Genomic DNA, 17,470 nt, shown 5'->3' with positions numbered 1-17,470 from the left:
AAATTCATTGAGGAGATCTTATGAAAAAACTCGTTTCCTGGTATAAGAAAAAGGATAAGGAATTGGAAACCCATTTCACAGCCGGTCTGTTACAGATCAATTTTGTGACCAATGCTCTGATTCTATTGGCCTTTTACATCTATTTGGTCATTAGTCAGTCGATCTATGCTCTATCGGATCCATTTATCCAATTTAGTTTTTGGGAGATCATTGCCTTTACCATGAAGATCTTGCCCTACGGTCTAACCGTAGCACTCTTTATTCCCAATATTTTTGTCATCATTTATGGGATCGGTCGGTGGTCTAGCCTCCAGTTCAAAGAAGCAGAGGAAGAAGCTCTCAAAGATCCGGATTTGTTTGAAGATGGAGGGCCAAAGGAAGGAGAAGGGACAAGAGAAGATGACGCATTCCTTATGAAAGAAAGGCAAGAATCACCTAGTCCTAAGCCTGTCAAAAAGAAAAAGCAACAGCCTACAATTGTTCTTTGGTTTGGTCTCTTTGGTTGCTTTCTCGAAGCGATTTTCATTTACATCGTCAAGGAAATGACCTTTTACGAATGGAATGAGCCTTTGATCAATTCTCAGAAGCATGCCCTGATTTGGTCAGGTGCCTATCCAACCTTCTTTACCTTTGCTGCTCTCACCTTGCTAGCCTTAATCATCTATTCCTATCGGGATGCGAACTCTCTCTCGCCGTTAGCAAATGTCTTCTGCATCAGTGGCATTCTAGGAGGTGTGGTTCTTCTCTTAGTTTTCGATAATCAACTGCAGGTAGCAAGTTTTCACACCTTTTTCTTATTGATCTATTCCATTCATCTCTTGTGGGTTCGTATCAGGGAGTGGCAGCAAGATCGAACAGAGACAGGATATGAGAATCGTCTACTTCAATGGCTCCATCAGCTCTTAAATAAGTCGCGTAACTGGCCTTGGTTAGCGGTCCTTGTCGCTCTTCCAACCCTTGCTCTCGTCGTCCTTATTCTCATGCTCTTTGGGCAGCAACCGGATTCCATGATCAAGGCCTGGACGAACACAGCTGACTGGGCCTTCTCTCAAAAGATCCCTCCTCAGAATCTTATCATTGATGAGCACTATCTCTGTACGGTTGCGGCTGGTGGGCATGAAAAAGTTGTAAAGCCCCAGCGGATGGGCGTCCGCCACGGTCATCCAGTCGTTGTCAATCGTCAGCTTTGTATTGCCAATGCCTTTGAACAGGTACTAGAAGAAAAGACGCCACGATTCCATCGCTTCTTGCGTCGCAATTATGACCGCTATGGTTATCCCTTTGCCAAACATATCAAGAAGAAATGGGCTATGGACCTGATCTATTACCTGATGAAACCTTTGGAATGGCTCTTTTTACTGGTTCTTTATCTAGTCGATCGCAAGCCTGAAAACCGAATCGCCATGCAATACATCAAGCCAATTCCAAAAGATTTTGACCCCAAGAAAGCTTCTTAAGTCACCGATTTCTACTTGACAAGCGAGAAGGAGCGCGATATAATGAGACAAATTTAACCTTTAAGAGGTCCAGAGAGGCCTGCAAGGAAAGACAGAAAAAAGATCAGCAGACTGTGTCTAGCTGATCATTTGTAGGGCCTTGCTTTTGCGAGGTCTTTTTTGCTGAAAGAAAGAAGAGGAAATCAATGGTCAGTGAAAGTTGTAAAAAACGCTTTGGCAAAATCATGATGGAGGAGATGGAGCTGGTCGCTCAAGAAGAGATCGCTCCCCGCATTTATTCTATGATCTTAAAGGGGGAAATGGTGGCGCAGATGCTTCCAGGTCAATTCCTTCATATCCGCGTCCCCGATGGGTCCAAGCTCCTTCGCCGTCCGATTTCAATTTCTGAGATTGACCGTAAGACACAGACTTGCCGCTTGATCTACCGCATCGAAGGTGGGGGGACAGCTATCTTTTCCCAATTGCCAATTGGTAGCAAACTCAGTGTCATGGGGCCACAGGGAAATGGCTTTGATCTCACCAATCTCGGTCAAGGTCAGAAAGCCTTGATCATCGGTGGCGGGATCGGTGTTCCTCCTTTGGTCCAAGTGGCCAAACAACTCCATGAGCAAGGGGTAGAAGTTGAAGTGGTTGTCGGCTTTGCGACCAAAGAAGCCGTCATTTTGGAAGAAGAGCTTTCCAAGGTTGCTCATGTCACTGTAACGACAGACGATGGGACTTATGGCACTAAGGGCTATGTCTCAACCATCGTTGATCAGATGGACCAGGAGTTTGATGCTATCTATTCTTGTGGAGCACCTGGCATGCTCAAATATGTCAATACCAAATTCCATGATCATCCCCGCGCCTACATTTCTATGGAATCGCGTATGGCTTGTGGGATGGGTGCTTGCTATGCCTGTGTAGTGCATCTGGAAAATGAAAGCCAAGCAGCCAATAAGCGCGTGTGTGAAGACGGACCGGTCTTTGAAACCGGTACGATTGTGATGTAGGAGGACCTTATGACAGCAAATCGACTAGCCGTATCCTTACCCGGTTTAGACTTGAAAAACCCGATTATTCCGGCATCTGGCTGTTTTGGCTTCGGTCAGGAATATGCTAAATACTATGACTTAGACTTGCTTGGATCCATCATGATCAAGGCGACAACTGCTGAAGCTCGTTTCGGCAATCCAACGCCACGTGTCGCCGAGACGCCTGCAGGCATGCTCAATGCCATTGGTCTCCAAAATCCAGGGGTAGACGTGGTTCTAGCAGAGAAACTCCCTTGGTTGGCCCAGCAATATCCAGATCTACCGATTATCGCCAATGTAGCTGGCTTCTCCAATGAAGAGTATGCAACGGTATCTGGTAAGATCTCGCAAGCGCCAAATGTCAAGGCCATCGAGCTCAATATCTCTTGTCCAAACGTAGATCATGGCAACAATGGCCTCTTAATCGGGCAGGTTCCTGAGTTGGCCTATGCGGCTGTGAAAGCAGCGGTAGAAGCGTCCTCAGTCCCTGTCTATGTCAAGTTAACGCCTAGTGTAGCAGACATCACGCAGGTCGCAAAAGCAGCAGAGGATGCAGGGGCGACTGGTTTGACCATGATCAATACCTTGGTCGGCATGCGCTTTGACCTCAAGACTGGTAAGCCCATCATTGCCAATGGAACCGGAGGCATGTCGGGTCCAGCTGTTTTCCCAGTTGCTTTGAAACTTATCCGCCAGGTTGCTCAATCCACTAAACTTCCGATTATCGGAATGGGAGGTGTCGATTCAGCCGAAGCAGCCATTGAAATGATGATTGCAGGGGCCTCTGCGATTGGAGTTGGAACCGCTAATTTCACTGATCCTTATGCATGTCCAACCATCATCGAAGATCTGCCACAAGTCATGGATCGCTATGGTATTGATACCCTTGAGAACTTCCGAAAACATGTACGGGAAAATCTACTGTAAATCCTTGACTTTTCCCAAATATCGTACTACAATAAATAAAAACCTTTAAAGCAGTCCAGAGAGGCTCCTAAGGTCTAGACGGTGAATCATGGTAGTTGTTCCTACCTAATTTTCGTGTAACCTTGCCTCGGGCAAGGTTTTTTTGTAGATAAAATGATCAATCAAAAAAGGAGTAATCCATGCGTGAAGAACGTCCTATTATCGCCCTTGACTTCCCAGCTTTCGAGGATGTCAAACACTTTTTAGAGCATTTTCCAGAAGACGAAAAATTATTTGTAAAAATCGGAATGGAATTTTTCTATGCAGTTGGTCCTGAAATTGTACATTACCTCAAAGGGCTTGGACACAGTATTTTCCTTGATTTAAAATTGCATGATATCCCAAATACAGTCAAATCAGCCATGTCCGTACTGGGGACTTTCGGAGTAGATATGGTGACAGTTCACGCAGCCGGTGGTGTAGAGATGATGCGCGAAGCCAAGGCAGCTCTTGGTGAAGGGGCTAAGTTGGTAGCCGTGACCCAGTTGACTTCTACCAGTGAAGAAGACATGCGTGATTGCCAAAACATCCAAACAACGGTCCAAGAATCTGTAGTTAATTACGCTCGCAAGGCCCAAGAAGCAGGCTTGGATGGCGTTGTTTGTTCAGCCCATGAAGTAGCCTTGATCAAGGATGCCACTTCATCAGACTTTGTCTGTGTCACACCAGGGATTCGTCCTGCTGGAGCTGAAATCGGTGACCAAAAACGGGTCATGACGCCACAAGAAGCTCATAAAATTGGATCTGACTATATTGTCGTTGGACGCCCAATCATCCAAGCAGAAAACCCATGGGACGCTTACCATGAAATTAAGAGACAGTGGAATGCGTAAGAGCTACTAAAAGTGAAACTTTTGTAGCTCTACGGGAAGTCCTATGGGACCTTCCCTAACGCATTCACTAGATCACCGAAGAGAAAATGATCGTTTCTCTTCGGTGATCGTCGGAATAATCGGAGCCCGATAGGGCCTTCCCTAAACTATTCACTAGATTTAGAGGATAAAAATAATCGTTTTATCCTCTAAATCGTCGGAACACCAATCGCTACTAAAAGTGAAACTTTTGTAGTTCTACGGGGAGCCCGATAGGGCCTTCCCTAACGCATTCACTAACCTGAAATGTTGTTGTTTAAATCAAAAAAATGATTTAATTCGTATATGATTAAAATCGTAAAAAGGAGTCGTCGTGTCATTAGCTAAAGATATTGCTAGCCATCTTTTGAAAATCGAAGCGGTTTATTTGAAACCAGAAGAACCTTTTACTTGGGCATCTGGGATCAAGTCCCCTATTTATACAGATAACCGTGTAACCCTCGCTTATCCTGAAACTCGTACCTTGATCGAAAATGGATTTGTAGATAAAATCAAGGAAGCTTTCCCTGAAGTAGAAGTGATTGCGGGGACAGCAACTGCAGGGATTCCTCACGGAGCCATTATTGCGGACAAGATGAATTTGCCATTTGCCTACATTCGTAGCAAACCAAAAGACCACGGTGCTGGAAACCAAATCGAAGGCCGTGTACCACAAGGTCAAAAGATGGTCGTAGTGGAAGATTTGATTTCTACCGGTGGGTCTGTTTTGGATGCTGTCGCAGCTGCCAAGCGTGAAGGAGCAGACGTCCTTGGTGTGGTGGCTATCTTCACCTACCAATTGGAGAAAGCCGATAAGAAATTTGCGGAAGCTGGCGTTCAACTTGAAACCTTGTCTAACTATACAGAATTGATTCATTTGGCAGAAGAACAAGGTTACATCACTTCTGAAGGTTTAGAACTGTTACGCCGTTTCAAAGAAAACCAAGAAACTTGGCAAAATAAATAATAGGACGGAAGCGTTTCTAACGCTTCTTTTTTATACTCTTTTCACTAGTTGGTGGTTAACTTGAATCTCAAAGTAAAATCCGGTATGATAGTAGTAATTGTTTTTATGGATGAAGGAAAATCTATTTTTAAGGGAGAAGAAGATGTCAAAAGAAGATTATTTGCAAATGAAGAAGCAGGCTCGGGTCTGGTTTACCGTCAATATCATCATCAGTTTGATTGCTATTGCGGGAGGAATTTTAGTGGTCATAAGTAAATCACGTCATATCCCATTTTTACTGATGGCCTTGGGGGCACTGACTTTGATGAACCAAGTCTTGGTTACCCCTGCTTTCAACGCCAAAAAAGAAGCTGAGGAAGAACATCCAGAATGGAAGAGTTTGTCTACTAAAGATACTAAAATAACTGAAGAGAATCTGCAAAAAGGGTTTCTTGTATCCATTACGGCTCTTCTGATTGTCATTATTGGTTTCTTCATGTTCTATCGTCCTCTTCCGACAACAGACGCAGGAACTGAAGTGATCAATACCTATCGAGAGATCCAGTCTGTACCAGAAAGTTCGACAGAAAAAGAATCTAGCTCGATCTCCAATTTGACTCCGAAAGATGTTCAAACCTTACAAGAATTGAAAGAAGAAATCGAATCCAATGCCCCATCAGATTCAAACTCACTAGATATAAACAAAGCAAAAGATCTTGCAGAAAAAGCGCAGCAACAGAATTGGTTGAAAAGGGGAGAATAAAAATTTTTCAAGGGATTTGAAACCAACAAGTTTATGTGAAAGGGTAAAAAATCAATGACAGTAACAACATTCTGGCTTAGGTTGGGCATTCTGACACTTGTTTTCTTGATCATGCTGCTTATCTTTTACACCTTGTATCGTCGTGAAATAAAAGTGAAAACAGAATCAACCGCAAAAGTTCTGGGAGAAGTAGTTGCTTTTGATTACAAAAATCAACTGCTTATTTCTCTGCCTGTGGTGGAGTATCAAGTCGAGGGTGAAAGATACCAAAAGACCTTTTCCTACGCTTATTTTAGGGAGACTTCTTCCAAATCTAGGCAGGTCAATGTTTTCGATAGAACCTATGTTCTTGGAGCCGGCAAAAATCTGGATTTGCGGATGATATTCCCAATTGGGTCTCCTATGACAGTTTTTTATAATCCAGTCGACCCACAGATCGGTTTTGTCGAACGATATGCCGGCTTAGTCGGTTTCTATAAAATCGGAATGATTCTAACGGTTGGAATTTATCTTGGGTTAGTATGTATTCTAGCTTTGTTAGGTTGAATTGTTCCGACCTATCTGAAATAAAAAGCACATTCATATATGTTTGGTTGAATGAGAGGATTTTCAATGATCAAAAGAGGTCAATGTTTTAATATCAGTTTGAATGGGAAAAGGCCACTCTGGGGGTACTTTTTGTTGGTGACAGATCAAGGGGAAGAATTCATCGTCAAACGCAATAGTAAAATCCCTTTCGACAAGTACCGAAAAGTGTACCAGACCAACCATTCGTTTAAAGATCAAATTTTTTCAAAGAAAGCACCAGCAAATATTTATTCTTTGATTGGTGTTCCACTAGGCCTATTATTAGCAAGGACATTTAGAAAGATCCTTCCCATGGACCTTTTCTTTGGGAAAGCAAATCTTGATTTGAATGTTAGAGAAGGGGCGATAAATGTCTTTTTGTTTCTATTTGCAGTTATGATCACTTTATGGCTGGTCGCTATTGCTAGATATGTGCAGTTGAAACGGTTTGTTAAGAAAAATGAAGCAGAACTAGTATTTGTTGGTCAGATAAAGCCTACAGAGTATCTTCAAAAAACAGCAAATGGAACCGAGGTGTGGTGAATGCGAAAAATGAGAAAACGTCAATTGTTTGCCCTTGTTTGTTTAAGCTCTATTGTTCTGTTTTTAGCATATTTTGTTCAAATGCGCTTGTTTTTGGGATTGATTTTATATTTGTTGGTTGTTCTTTTTTATAGAGGCCTTGAATTCACAGAGCCTCGGGAAATAGAGTTTGATTTTAAGGAAGACCCTAAATAATTAAGATTATTCCCCAACCTGAATGATTTCGTACCACCCCAAAACAGCAGAAATGCTGTTTTTTTGATATAATGGACCTATGTTATCGAAAAGTAAACGTATTCTATTTGGGATGCTTCATGTTGTCATGTTGTTAGTGATGGTCCACTGGTTCTTGATCAGTGTGACCTATCTGAGAGAGATTTCATGGCTAGCCATTTTAGGTGCTGGGTTGCTATTTCTGCTAGCCTGGTTGAAACGCGATGGGCTAAAGAGTGCCTTTGCTTGGTTGACTCGGCATAAAAAAGGCTTCTTACTTGGAGCGGTTGTCTTTCAGTTGATTGTTATGGTTTGTGCGGAGCTCTTTATCCGTCGGGATGCTGCGGTTGTTTTCAAAGGGGCTTTTGATCTTCTTAAGCAATCTTCCATCACCAACTACCTCAGTCGCAATCCCAATAATATTCCGCTCTTTCTTTATGAAAAGTTTTTCTATCTTTTATTCGGTTCTAGCGGTTTGTGGGTCATGCAGATTCTCAATATACTCTATGTCAATCTGGGTGCCGTCCTCTTGTACAAGCTGTCTCAGAAGCATTTCAATCAGAAAACAGCTGATCTAGTTTATCTCTTTTATGTCAGCTTGATCTGTTACTCGCCTTATTTCTATTCCATGTATACGGACATTCCTCCGCTTCCTTTGATCGCTCTTCAATTGTGGTGGGCCTTGGATCTCTTAAAGGAAGACCAAGCAGGGGTCTCTTGGAAGAAGATGTTTGGTTTAGGGATTTTATCTGGCGTGACCATGTTGATCCGTCCAACGACGATTATTATCATGATTGCCTTTTGGGCTGTCCTCTTCTTTAGAGGAAACTGGAAGGCCTTTGGCAAGATTGCTACGGTGACCGTGATGATGACGGGCTTTGTCTTTGCAGGATTGAATACAGCGGTCAATCATCAAACGGTTGTTCCGATTTTGAAAAAGGAAGGTCTCGCAAAGGGCCCACTCTTGTTTATCAATCTAGGCTTGACGGATATGGGGCATAACCAAGAAGATATGAAAGAGGGCTTGCTAGCTTATATCGATGAGGATAAACGCTCGGACTACAACAATGGTCTCTTTAAGAAAGAAAATGTGATCAAAGAAATCAAGCGCCGTCTCAAAGAGTATGGACCTGTCGGTTTGATCGGTCATATCTACTACAAGCAATCTTTGACGGTAGCAGAAGGGACCCTAGGTTGGCTTTACCGAGATGTAGAGTATGAGAAGACACCTTATATTAATCCTCTCTATGCGCCACTGACTAAAAACAATGGTCTGGCTAAATGGGTGAGAACCTATTTCCTCAGCACGGATCGCCCACAGTACAAGTATTATGAATTTGTGAAACAGCTGATCTGGATCGTCTTGTCAGCTGGCTTGGTTGGGGCTTATCTCAAACGTCGAGATACAGATGCCTTTAACTTCCTTTCCTTAGCGGTCTTTGGCGGCTTGCTCTTCTTAACCATCTTTGAAGGTGGGAAGACCCGCTACCTCATCCAATTCTTGCCGCAAATTTTGCTAGTGGCTTCGATCGGTCTAGCAGGATTCATTAAGAAAGAAAATACATAAAAACTCTCGCTTGTTTAACAGGCAGAACCAGAGGTTGGATAAAATGGTCCAGCCTCTTTTTTATCCAGTGGATCTGTATCAAATGTGGTATAATGAAAGGTAAGAATTTATTGGATAGCGGAGAGTTTCCATGCAACATTCCCCCTGGCATGAAGCCATCAAATCCCATCTTCCGGAAGGGTATTTTCATCAGATTAATGACTTTATGAATGAGGTCTATAGCAAAGGGGTGGTCTATCCACCGCGTGACAAGGTCTTTAAGGCCTTGCAGACGACTGAGATGGAGCAGGTCAAGGTCTTGATTTTAGGCCAAGATCCCTACCACGGACCGGATCAAGCGCAGGGCTTAAGTTTTTCTGTGCCGGATCATGTCCCAGCCCCCCCTTCTTTGCAAAATATTCTCAAAGAATTGCGCTCAGACATTGGGGAGAAGCGGTCGCATGATTTGACCTCTTGGGCGGAGCAAGGGGTGCTCTTGCTCAATGCCTGCTTGACGGTTCCTGCTGGTCAGGCCAATGGTCATGCGGGACAAATTTGGGAGCCGTTCACAGATGCTGTGATCAAGGTGGTTAATGAGTTGGAGGAGCCAGTTGTCTTTATCATCTGGGGATCTTATGCCCGTAAGAAAAAGCCTCTAATTACCCACGATCGACATTTGGTCCTTGAATCAGCTCACCCAAGTCCCTTATCGGCCTACCGAGGATTCTTTGGGTCCCAACCTTTTTCAAAAACCAATCAATTTTTGACAGAGGCGGGACGCGAGCCAATTGATTGGTTAAGATAGGAGAAAGAAATGCCACAATTAGCAACGATTTGTTATATCGACAATGGGAAAGAATTTCTCATGTTGCATCGCAATAAAAAGCCCAATGATGTCCATGAAGGTAAATGGATCGGGGTTGGTGGAAAATTAGAACGCGGGGAAACCCCACAGGAGTGTGCTGCCCGTGAGATTTTTGAGGAGACAGGCCTTAGAGCCAAGCCAGTCTTGAAAGGGATCATTACCTTTCCTGAGTTTACTCCGGACTTGGATTGGTACACTTATGTCTTTAAGGTAACGGACTTTGAGGGCGAACTGATCGAGTGTAACGAAGGGACCTTGGAGTGGGTACCTTACGATCAAGTCCTCTTAAAACCAACCTGGGAAGGGGACCACACTTTTGTCGAGTGGTTGTTAGAGGATAAACCCTTCTTTTCAGCAATGTTTCGCTATGATGGGGATCGCTTGCTAGAGACCCATGTCGATTTTTATGAATAAAGGAGAATGCAATGGTTGTCATTAAAAATGGTCGTGTCATGGATCCAAAGACCGGTTTGGATCAAGTCTGTGACCTTCGCATCGAAGGAAAGAAAATTGTAGAGATCGCTGAGAATCTCCCAACGGATGGAGAAGAGGTGCTAGATGCCTCAGGTCTAGTGGTAGCTCCTGGTTTGATCGATGTGCACGTGCATTTTCGTGAACCCGGGCAAACCCATAAAGAAGATATCCATACGGGTGCTTTAGCAGCAGCTGCGGGTGGTTTTACTCGAGTGGTCATGATGGCCAATACCAATCCGACCATTTCAGATATTGCTACCTTAGAGGAAGTCTTAGCTTCTGCAGCCAAGGAAAATCTCCACATTCATACGGTTGCGACGGTGACCAAGAATTTTGACGGTCAACACCTGACAGATTTTGAAGGCCTGCTTAAGGCTGGTGCGGCTGGTTTTTCAGATGATGGGATTCCCCTTCAAAGCACCAAGGTTGTCCGTCAAGCCTTGGAAGAAGCCAAGCGTCTAGGAACTTTTATTAGTCTGCATGAAGAAGACCCTGAGTTGAATGGCATTCTTGGGTTGAATGAGAACATTGCCAAGGAACATTTTCATGTTTGTGGGGCGACGGGTGTAGCCGAATATTCAATGGCTGCGCGTGATGCCATGATTGCCCATGCGACAGGTGCTCACCTCCATATCCAACACCTTTCTAAGGAAGAAAGTGTCAAGGTTGTGGAATTTGCCCAAGGGTTAGGAGCTCATGTGACAGCAGAAGTAGCGCCCCAACACTTTTCAAAAACAGAAAGTCTGCTCTTGACTAAAGGAAGCAATGCCAAGATGAACCCACCCCTTCGCTTGGAATCAGACCGTCTAGCAGTGATTGAAGGCTTGAAGTCAGGCGTCATCTCCGTGATTGCGACGGATCACGCGCCTCACCATGCGGATGAGAAGAATGTCCCTGATATTACCAAAGCACCATCTGGCATGACTGGGCTTGAAACTTCGCTTTCTCTTGGTTTGACCTACTTGGTGCATGCTGGCCATTTAAGCTTGATGCAATTGCTTGAAAAGATGTCCTATAATCCAGCACGTCTCTATGATTTTGATGCTGGCTATATCGCAGTGGATGGACCGGCAGATTTAACCATCTTTGATCCAGAAGCAGATCGTCTGGTATCGGATCATTTCGCTTCAAAAGCTGGAAATTCACCATTTGTGGGTGAAACATTAAAAGGGAAAGTTGCTTATACAATCTGTGATGGACAAGTGATTTTTCAAGGATAAGCGATCGTATTCATATGAATCTTAAAAAAATGATGCAAGGCTTGGTTTTCTTTTTAACCAGCCTTCTTGTCTTTGTCTTTCTATTTCGTGCTCTGCTACCAACTGCATCCCCTCGTATGACCAAGCCCAAAACGGCTGCGAAAGAAATCACCTATACTTATGTAGCTCTAGGGGATTCACTGACTGAAGGAGTAGGGGATAGCACCAAGCAAGGGGGCTTCGTGCCCATTCTTGCCCAAAGCCTATCCAATGAAAATGACGGTCAGTACCAGCCTGTCAACTATGGAGTAGCTGGGAATACAAGTGCTCAGATCTTAGATCGACTCAAGAAGCAAACAGATCTTCAGAAGGATCTCAAAAAGGCGCGTGTCATGACCTTAACGGTTGGGGGAAATGACCTGCGCAAAGTCGTTGTCGATCATCTGAGTGACTTTTCCCTATCGGATATCCAAAAGCCGCTCAAGAATTATACAGCGAACCTCAAAGAAATTATTACAAAGGCCAGAAAGGACAATCCCCATCTTCCCATTTATGTAGTGGGGATCTACAATCCTCTTTACCTGAATTTTCCTGAATTAACTAATATCCAGACGGCTGTCGATCGTTGGAATGAGAGGACGGAAGAAACCATCGCGCAATTTGATCTGGTCTATTTCGTCCCGATCAATGATCTGCTTTATAAAGGAATTGATGGCAAAATGGGCGTATCAGAAGTCAGTGACGGGAAGACTACCGTTATCAATGATGCCCTGTATGAAGAGGATAGCTTTCACCCTAACAATACGGGCTATGAAAAGATGAAACAAGCAATATTGGAGAAAATCAATGCCACGAAGAAAACTTGGAGTCAAAAATAATCCCATCAACGAGAAGGTCCCCTTCCTTCAAAAAATTAATATTTGGAAATGGTTGTTTTTAGGATTGGTGAGCCTTCTCTTAGCCTTTGCTATAGTCGTGCAAGGACGCTTAGCGACGCCAAGAGAAGATGTTAGTCAGCTTCATCAAGCAGTTGGCACCAAAGATGTCAAAGTTGGAACCATGACAACGACTCGGGATCAACTCAATGATACTATCAAATCGCTACTGAAAAAATATAAGCTGTCCGACTACAAGGTCTATGCGGACAATCAGCAAATCCTATTAGAAGGGCAGTTGAGTCTCTTAGGAAAGGATTATCCCTTATACATTTACTTTCAACCATCCAAATTGGAAAATGGGAACATCCTCTTGACGGTGAAAGATTTTTCAGTTGGAACCTTTCAAATTCCACAAAGGATGGTCTTGCAGCTCTTGAGTAAAAATAAATCTATTCCAGAATTTATCCAAATTTCTCCAAAGCAGTCTACCATCACCATTGTATTACCAGAAATTGACAATGACTTTGGAATCTATGTCAAGGCCAATACCATTGATCTCTATAATGACAAGATCGTTTTTGATTTGTATCAGAAGAAGTAGAGCGAAAGCTCTATTTTGTTTCTATTCAAAAAATTCAGAATATTACAGAAAATTCTTGACATTGCTTTTTCCCTATGCTAAAATACTAAACAAGACATTGAACAAAGGAGAAAGTCAAACATGAAAACAGCTAAGTTTATTCAATTTGCTTTGTTGTTGAGGTACAAGGGCTAGTGCAGAAGCATTAGTCCTGTTTGGCTTACCAAGCGGGCAAAAACATCTCGCTTGGTTAACCGAGTGAGATGTTTTTCTTTATATCCACTACATAGAAATGAGGAGACCCTATGCGTAAAGTTGAATTTTTAGATACCAGCCTTCGGGATGGCGAACAGACTCCAGGAGTTAATTTCTCTATCAAAGAAAAGATTGCCATTGCTAAACAATTGGAAAAGTGGGGCATTTCTGCTATTGAAGCAGGTTTTCCTGCAGCTAGTCCTGATTCCTTCACAGCTGTTCAAGAGATTGCCAAGGTCTTGACCAAGACAGCCGTGACAGGTTTGGCCCGTTCTGTCAAATCAGATATTGATGCTTGTTATGAAGCCTTGAAGGATGCTAAGTATCCACAAATTCACGTCTTTATCGCAACCAGTCCGATTCACCGGGAGTTTAAACTCAACAAGACAAAGGAAGAAATCCTTGAAGCGATCAAAGAGCACGTCTCTTACGCTCGCTCAAAATTTGAGATTGTGGAATTCTCACCAGAAGATGCTACCCGGACAGAATTGGATTTCCTCTTGCAAGTCGTACAGACTGCAGTTGATGCTGGTGCTAGCTACATCAACATTCCTGATACAGTCGGTTTCACGACACCAGCGGAGTACGGTGCCATTTTCAAATACTTGATTGACCATGTCAAGACAGATCGCGAGATTATCTATTCACCTCATTGCCATGATGACCTAGGTATGGCGGTGGCGAATAGCCTCGCTGCTGTTAAAAATGGTGCCCGTCGTGTCGAAGGAACCATTAATGGCATCGGTGAACGGGCCGGCAATGCGGCGCTTGAAGAAGTAGCGGTTGCTCTCAATATTCGCGAAGACTATTTCCAAGTTGAGAGTCCGATTGTTCTTAATGAAACCATCAACACCTCTGAGTTGGTCTCTCGTTACTCTGGTATTCCAATTCCTAAAAACAAGGCGGTTGTTGGTGGCAATGCCTTCTCACACGAGTCTGGTATTCACCAAGACGGGGTTCTTAAAAATCCTCTTACTTATGAAATCATCACCCCTGAGCTGGTGGGTGTCAAGAGCAATAGCCTCCCTCTTGGAAAATTGTCTGGTCGCCATGCCTTTGTCGAAAAACTGCATGAGTTGGGACTGGAATATACAGAAGAGGACATCAAGCCGTTGTTTGCTAAGTTCAAATCTCTGGCAGACAAGAAACACGAGATCACAGATGCCGATATCCGCGCCCTTGTTGCCGGTACAGCAGTGGAAAATCCAGAAGGATTCCAATTTAATGATCTCCGCTTAACCACCAATGCAGACGAAACGATTACAGCAGCGGTTAGCCTCAGCAATGAAGAAGGGGAAGTACTTGAATTCCTTGCCAATGGTCAAGGGTCAGTTGAAGCGATCTTTAATGCGATTGATAAATTCTTCAACCAAACCGTTCGCTTGACCTCATACAATATCGATGCAGTGACAGATGGGATCGATGCCCAAGCCCGTGTCTTGGTATCTGTGGAAAATGTCGATACAGATACGATTTTCAATGCCTCTGGTTTGGACTTTGACGTATTGAAAGCCTCTGCCATCGCTTATATCAATGCCAACACGCTGGTTCAAAAAGAGAATGCGGGTGAGATGGGACGAGCTGTCTCCTACCGTGATCTTCCACAAGCCTAAGAGGAAATAAACATGACAAAGAAAATTGTAACACTTGCAGGAGATGGGATTGGCCCTGAGATCATGGCAGCTGGACTAGAGGTCCTCGCAGCCGTTGCTCCCAAAATTGGCTTTGATTATAGTCTAGAAGACAAACCTTTTGGGGGTGCTGGGATTGATGCCGCTGGCCACCCACTTCCCCAAGATACTCTAAAAGCAGCTAAAGGAGCGGATGCTATTCTTCTCGCAGCCATCGGGAGTCCTGAGTATGACAATGCTCCTGTTCGTCCAGAACAAGGCTTACTCGCTATTCGCAAGGAATTAAATCTCTTTGCCAATATTCGTCCTGTACGGATTTTTGACGCCTTGAAACACTTGTCTCCTTTGAAACCAGAGCGTATCGAGGGTGTCGACTTTGTAGTCGTGCGTGAATTGACAGGTGGGATTTACTTTGGAGAGCATATCTTGAAAGAAGATACAGCGCGTGATATCAATGATTACAGTGCAGAAGAAATCCGTCGGATTATGCGCCAAGCCTTCAAGATCGCGCAAGGACGTGGTAAGAAAGTGACCAGTATCGATAAGCAAAATGTCCTTGCAACTTCTAAATTGTGGCGCCAAGTGGCAGAAGAAGTTGCCAAAGAATTTCCAGATGTGACCTTAGAGCATCAGCTTGTCGATAGTGCGGCCATGATCATGATTACCAATCCAGCCCGCTTTGATGTTGTAGTGACAGAGAATCTATTTGGAGATATCCTATCTGACGAATCCAGCGTCCTTCCTGGAACACTAGGCGTGATGCCATCTGCTAGTCATTCTGACCAAGGACCAAGTATGTACGAACCGATTCATGGTTCAGCACCTGATATTGCTGGTCAAGGCATTGCCAATCCGATTTCCATGATCCTGTCCGTTGCCATGATGCTCCGAGACAGTTTTGGAGAAACAGCAGGTGCAGAAATGATCGAAGAAGCTGTCAATCAAACCTTGAATCAAGGAATCTTGACACGGGATCTAGGTGGTCAGGCTTCTACTGCTGAGATGACTGCAGCCATTATTGGGAATCTCTAAGATGACTTGGAGAGATCGCTGTTTAGTTGTTATTGCTATTTGGAATAGTATCGTATTTCTGACCTATGGTTTAGATAAACGAAAAGCCATCCAAAAGAGGTGGCGGATTCCTGAAAAGGTCCTGTTACTCGAGAGCTGGATGCTTGGTGGATTCGGAGCTCTACTAGGTGGATATCTCTTTCACCACAAGGTGCGGAAATGGTATTTTCAAGCTAGCTGGTGGGGCAGTAGCCTTCTTTTAGCAGGTGCCCTCTTTCTAATCCTTCAATGGATTTCCTAACAAGAAGATAAATGGAGAAAGATGATGAGTGGAAAATCTATCTTTGATAAACTTTGGGACCGCCACGTGATTACAGGAGTGGAAGGGCAACCCCAACTCATGTATGTGGACCAACACTATATCCACGAAGTGACGAGTCCGCAAGCCTTTCAAGGATTACGGGATGCAGGTCGCAAGGTTCGACGACCCGATTTAACCTTTGGAACCTTTGATCACAATGTTCCAACGGTCAATATTTTTGATATCCGAGATGTCATTTCAAAAGCCCAGATTGATAAATTAGCTGAAAATGTAGTGGAATTTGGGATTGATCATGCAGGTCACGGTTCTGCTAAGCAAGGAATCGTGCATATGATAGGCCCAGAAACTGGTCGGACCCAGCCAGGAAAATTTATTGTCTGTGGAGACAGTCACACCGCAACCCACGGAGCCTTCGGTGCCATTGCCTTTGGGATTGGAACCAGTGAAGTGGAGCATGTCTTTGCGACCCAAACCATCTGGCAAGTCAAACCAAAGAAGATGTTGGTCAAATTCACCGGAACCCCACAAAAAGGGATCTATTCAAAAGATTACATCTTAGCTTTGATAGCGCGTTACGGTGTTGCTTGCGGAGTTGGCTATGTCGTAGAGTATCGAGGAGAAGCAATTGATCGCTTGACCATGGAAGAACGCATGACCATCTGTAACATGTCGATCGAGTTCGGGTCCAAAATGGGGATCATGAATCCAGATGAGACGACCTTTGACTACCTACGGGGACGCGAATGTGTGCCACATGATTTTGAGGCCGCAGTAGCTGATTGGAAGACTCTGGTTAGTGATGACGATGCTGTTTATGATAAGGTCATCCGTTTGGATGTATCTGATCTTGCTCCGATGGTGACTTGGGGGACCAATCCTTCTATGGGAGTGGACTTCGAGACTCCTTTTCCAGAGATTCGAGACATGAATGATGAACGGGCTTATCATTATATGGATCTAGAACCTGGTCAAAAACCAGCAGACATTGAATTAGGCTATATCTTTATCGGTTCTTGTACCAATGCGCGTCTCAGCGATTTGGAGTTGGCAGCCAAGTTTGTGAAAGGCAAAAAAATTGCGCCAAACTTAACTGCTATTGTGGTACCTGGCTCTCGTCCGGTTAAGCAAGCCGCTGAAAAATTAGGTTTAGACAAGATCTTCATGGATGCGGGCTTTGAATGGCGTGATCCAGGATGCTCCATGTGTCTAGGAATGAACCCAGACAAGGTTCCAGATGGGGTCCACTGTGCTTCTACTAGCAACCGGAACTTTGAAGATCGTCAAGGATTTGGAGCCAAGACCCATCTCTGTAGCCCAGCAATGGCCGCTGCAGCAGCAATTGCTGGTCGCTTTGTCGACGTGCGCCAAATGCCAGAAGTCCAGTAAAAGG

At 44.1% G+C, this 17,470-nt stretch carries 19 protein-coding genes; all 19 read left to right on the top strand.

Going from position 1 to position 17,470, the window contains the following annotated elements:
* The first annotated feature begins 20 nt into the window (after nucleotides 1–20).
* The 19 genes from K1I56_RS01325 to leuC all read left to right on the top strand — a co-directional run bounded on the left by K1I56_RS01325 (nucleotide 21) and on the right by leuC (nucleotide 17,466).
* Nucleotides 21–1,457 carry a DUF6688 domain-containing protein gene (locus tag K1I56_RS01325; protein ID WP_223324765.1) on the top strand — a complete coding sequence of 479 codons (1,437 nt, stop codon included), beginning with the start codon at nucleotides 21–23 and terminating at the stop codon, nucleotides 1,455–1,457.
* Nucleotides 1,458–1,642: 185 nt separating this feature from the next.
* A complete protein-coding gene (locus K1I56_RS01320) occupies nucleotides 1,643–2,449 on the top strand; it encodes a dihydroorotate dehydrogenase electron transfer subunit (protein WP_223324764.1) in 807 nt (268 codons plus the stop codon).
* A gap of 9 nt (nucleotides 2,450–2,458) precedes the next feature.
* The gene (locus K1I56_RS01315; RefSeq protein ID WP_223324763.1) at nucleotides 2,459–3,397 is read left to right on the top strand and encodes a dihydroorotate dehydrogenase; all 939 of its coding nucleotides are present in this window, start codon (nucleotides 2,459–2,461) and stop codon (nucleotides 3,395–3,397) included.
* A 179-nt stretch (nucleotides 3,398–3,576) separates the two neighbouring features.
* Nucleotides 3,577–4,269, top strand: a complete 693-nt coding sequence (gene pyrF / locus K1I56_RS01310; RefSeq protein ID WP_003003278.1) for an orotidine-5'-phosphate decarboxylase — start codon at nucleotides 3,577–3,579, stop codon at nucleotides 4,267–4,269.
* 352 nt (nucleotides 4,270–4,621) lie between these two features.
* Nucleotides 4,622–5,254 (top strand): orotate phosphoribosyltransferase, encoded by a 633-nt coding sequence (gene pyrE / locus K1I56_RS01305; RefSeq protein ID WP_214259581.1) that lies wholly within the window; start codon nucleotides 4,622–4,624, stop codon nucleotides 5,252–5,254.
* Between the two features lie 142 nt (nucleotides 5,255–5,396).
* Complete coding sequence (locus tag K1I56_RS01300; protein ID WP_223324762.1) at nucleotides 5,397–5,996, top strand: hypothetical protein; 600 nt, start codon at nucleotides 5,397–5,399, stop codon at nucleotides 5,994–5,996.
* Between the two features lie 54 nt (nucleotides 5,997–6,050).
* Nucleotides 6,051–6,542: a DUF3592 domain-containing protein gene (locus K1I56_RS01295; RefSeq protein ID WP_223324761.1), complete on the top strand. Its 492-nt coding sequence runs from the start codon at nucleotides 6,051–6,053 to the stop codon at nucleotides 6,540–6,542.
* A gap of 66 nt (nucleotides 6,543–6,608) precedes the next feature.
* Nucleotides 6,609–7,106 (top strand): hypothetical protein, encoded by a 498-nt coding sequence (locus K1I56_RS01290; protein ID WP_223324760.1) that lies wholly within the window; start codon nucleotides 6,609–6,611, stop codon nucleotides 7,104–7,106.
* Between the two features lie 9 nt (nucleotides 7,107–7,115).
* Nucleotides 7,116–7,301 (top strand): hypothetical protein, encoded by a 186-nt coding sequence (locus K1I56_RS01285; protein WP_223324759.1) that lies wholly within the window; start codon nucleotides 7,116–7,118, stop codon nucleotides 7,299–7,301.
* 79 nt (nucleotides 7,302–7,380) lie between these two features.
* Nucleotides 7,381–8,886: a glycosyltransferase family 39 protein gene (locus tag K1I56_RS01280; RefSeq protein WP_223324758.1), complete on the top strand. Its 1,506-nt coding sequence runs from the start codon at nucleotides 7,381–7,383 to the stop codon at nucleotides 8,884–8,886.
* Between the two features lie 130 nt (nucleotides 8,887–9,016).
* Nucleotides 9,017–9,670, top strand: a complete 654-nt coding sequence (locus tag K1I56_RS01275; RefSeq protein WP_223324757.1) for a uracil-DNA glycosylase — start codon at nucleotides 9,017–9,019, stop codon at nucleotides 9,668–9,670.
* A 9-nt stretch (nucleotides 9,671–9,679) separates the two neighbouring features.
* Nucleotides 9,680–10,144, top strand: coding sequence for an NUDIX hydrolase (locus K1I56_RS01270; protein WP_223324756.1), 465 nt, complete (start codon nucleotides 9,680–9,682; stop codon nucleotides 10,142–10,144).
* A gap of 11 nt (nucleotides 10,145–10,155) precedes the next feature.
* Nucleotides 10,156–11,424, top strand: a complete 1,269-nt coding sequence (locus K1I56_RS01265; protein ID WP_223324755.1) for a dihydroorotase — start codon at nucleotides 10,156–10,158, stop codon at nucleotides 11,422–11,424.
* Nucleotides 11,425–11,438: 14 nt separating this feature from the next.
* Nucleotides 11,439–12,281 (top strand): SGNH/GDSL hydrolase family protein, encoded by an 843-nt coding sequence (locus tag K1I56_RS01260; protein WP_049486214.1) that lies wholly within the window; start codon nucleotides 11,439–11,441, stop codon nucleotides 12,279–12,281.
* Nucleotides 12,250–12,882: a YpmS family protein gene (locus tag K1I56_RS01255; RefSeq protein ID WP_223324754.1), complete on the top strand. Its 633-nt coding sequence runs from the start codon at nucleotides 12,250–12,252 to the stop codon at nucleotides 12,880–12,882. Before K1I56_RS01260 ends, K1I56_RS01255 begins: the two co-directional genes overlap by 32 nt.
* Nucleotides 12,883–13,166: 284 nt before the next feature.
* Nucleotides 13,167–14,729 carry a 2-isopropylmalate synthase gene (locus K1I56_RS01250; protein WP_223324753.1) on the top strand — a complete coding sequence of 521 codons (1,563 nt, stop codon included), beginning with the start codon at nucleotides 13,167–13,169 and terminating at the stop codon, nucleotides 14,727–14,729.
* A 12-nt stretch (nucleotides 14,730–14,741) separates the two neighbouring features.
* Nucleotides 14,742–15,779, top strand: a complete 1,038-nt coding sequence (gene leuB / locus K1I56_RS01245; RefSeq protein WP_049473039.1) for a 3-isopropylmalate dehydrogenase — start codon at nucleotides 14,742–14,744, stop codon at nucleotides 15,777–15,779.
* A gap of 1 nt (nucleotide 15,780) precedes the next feature.
* Nucleotides 15,781–16,059, top strand: a complete 279-nt coding sequence (locus K1I56_RS01240; protein ID WP_223324752.1) for a DUF1294 domain-containing protein — start codon at nucleotides 15,781–15,783, stop codon at nucleotides 16,057–16,059.
* Nucleotides 16,060–16,083: 24 nt separating this feature from the next.
* On the top strand, nucleotides 16,084–17,466 hold the full coding sequence (gene leuC, locus K1I56_RS01235) for a 3-isopropylmalate dehydratase large subunit (protein ID WP_223324751.1): 1,383 nt from the start codon (nucleotides 16,084–16,086) through the stop codon (nucleotides 17,464–17,466).
* The last annotated feature ends 4 nt before the right edge of the window (nucleotides 17,467–17,470 follow it).

The sequence above is a fragment of the Streptococcus parasanguinis genome, assembly GCF_019929185.1.
Classification (GTDB): domain Bacteria; phylum Bacillota; class Bacilli; order Lactobacillales; family Streptococcaceae; genus Streptococcus; species Streptococcus parasanguinis_O.
The sequence above is the reverse complement of the archived record's forward strand: the minus strand, read 5'-3'. Positions and strand labels throughout refer to the sequence as shown.

Excerpts from the sequence above, each read along its gene's own strand:
- K1I56_RS01275 (WP_223324757.1), top strand. The coding sequence starts at position 9,017 with ATGCAACATTCCCCCTGGCATGAAGCCATCAAATCCCATCTTCCGGAA.
- K1I56_RS01280 (WP_223324758.1), top strand. The coding sequence starts at position 7,381 with ATGTTATCGAAAAGTAAACGTATTCTATTTGGGATGCTTCATGTTGTC.
- K1I56_RS01300 (WP_223324762.1), top strand. The coding sequence starts at position 5,397 with ATGTCAAAAGAAGATTATTTGCAAATGAAGAAGCAGGCTCGGGTCTGG.
- K1I56_RS01325 (WP_223324765.1), top strand. The coding sequence starts at position 21 with ATGAAAAAACTCGTTTCCTGGTATAAGAAAAAGGATAAGGAATTGGAA.
- K1I56_RS01265 (WP_223324755.1), top strand. The coding sequence starts at position 10,156 with ATGGTTGTCATTAAAAATGGTCGTGTCATGGATCCAAAGACCGGTTTG.
- K1I56_RS01285 (WP_223324759.1), top strand. The coding sequence starts at position 7,116 with ATGAGAAAACGTCAATTGTTTGCCCTTGTTTGTTTAAGCTCTATTGTT.
- pyrF (WP_003003278.1), top strand. The coding sequence starts at position 3,577 with ATGCGTGAAGAACGTCCTATTATCGCCCTTGACTTCCCAGCTTTCGAG.
- leuC (WP_223324751.1), top strand. The coding sequence starts at position 16,084 with ATGAGTGGAAAATCTATCTTTGATAAACTTTGGGACCGCCACGTGATT.
- K1I56_RS01270 (WP_223324756.1), top strand. The coding sequence starts at position 9,680 with ATGCCACAATTAGCAACGATTTGTTATATCGACAATGGGAAAGAATTT.
- K1I56_RS01295 (WP_223324761.1), top strand. The coding sequence starts at position 6,051 with ATGACAGTAACAACATTCTGGCTTAGGTTGGGCATTCTGACACTTGTT.
- K1I56_RS01250 (WP_223324753.1), top strand. The coding sequence starts at position 13,167 with ATGCGTAAAGTTGAATTTTTAGATACCAGCCTTCGGGATGGCGAACAG.
- K1I56_RS01315 (WP_223324763.1), top strand. The coding sequence starts at position 2,459 with ATGACAGCAAATCGACTAGCCGTATCCTTACCCGGTTTAGACTTGAAA.
- K1I56_RS01290 (WP_223324760.1), top strand. The coding sequence starts at position 6,609 with ATGATCAAAAGAGGTCAATGTTTTAATATCAGTTTGAATGGGAAAAGG.
- K1I56_RS01260 (WP_049486214.1), top strand. The coding sequence starts at position 11,439 with ATGAATCTTAAAAAAATGATGCAAGGCTTGGTTTTCTTTTTAACCAGC.
- K1I56_RS01320 (WP_223324764.1), top strand. The coding sequence starts at position 1,643 with ATGGTCAGTGAAAGTTGTAAAAAACGCTTTGGCAAAATCATGATGGAG.
- K1I56_RS01240 (WP_223324752.1), top strand. The coding sequence starts at position 15,781 with ATGACTTGGAGAGATCGCTGTTTAGTTGTTATTGCTATTTGGAATAGT.
- K1I56_RS01255 (WP_223324754.1), top strand. The coding sequence starts at position 12,250 with ATGCCACGAAGAAAACTTGGAGTCAAAAATAATCCCATCAACGAGAAG.
- leuB (WP_049473039.1), top strand. The coding sequence starts at position 14,742 with ATGACAAAGAAAATTGTAACACTTGCAGGAGATGGGATTGGCCCTGAG.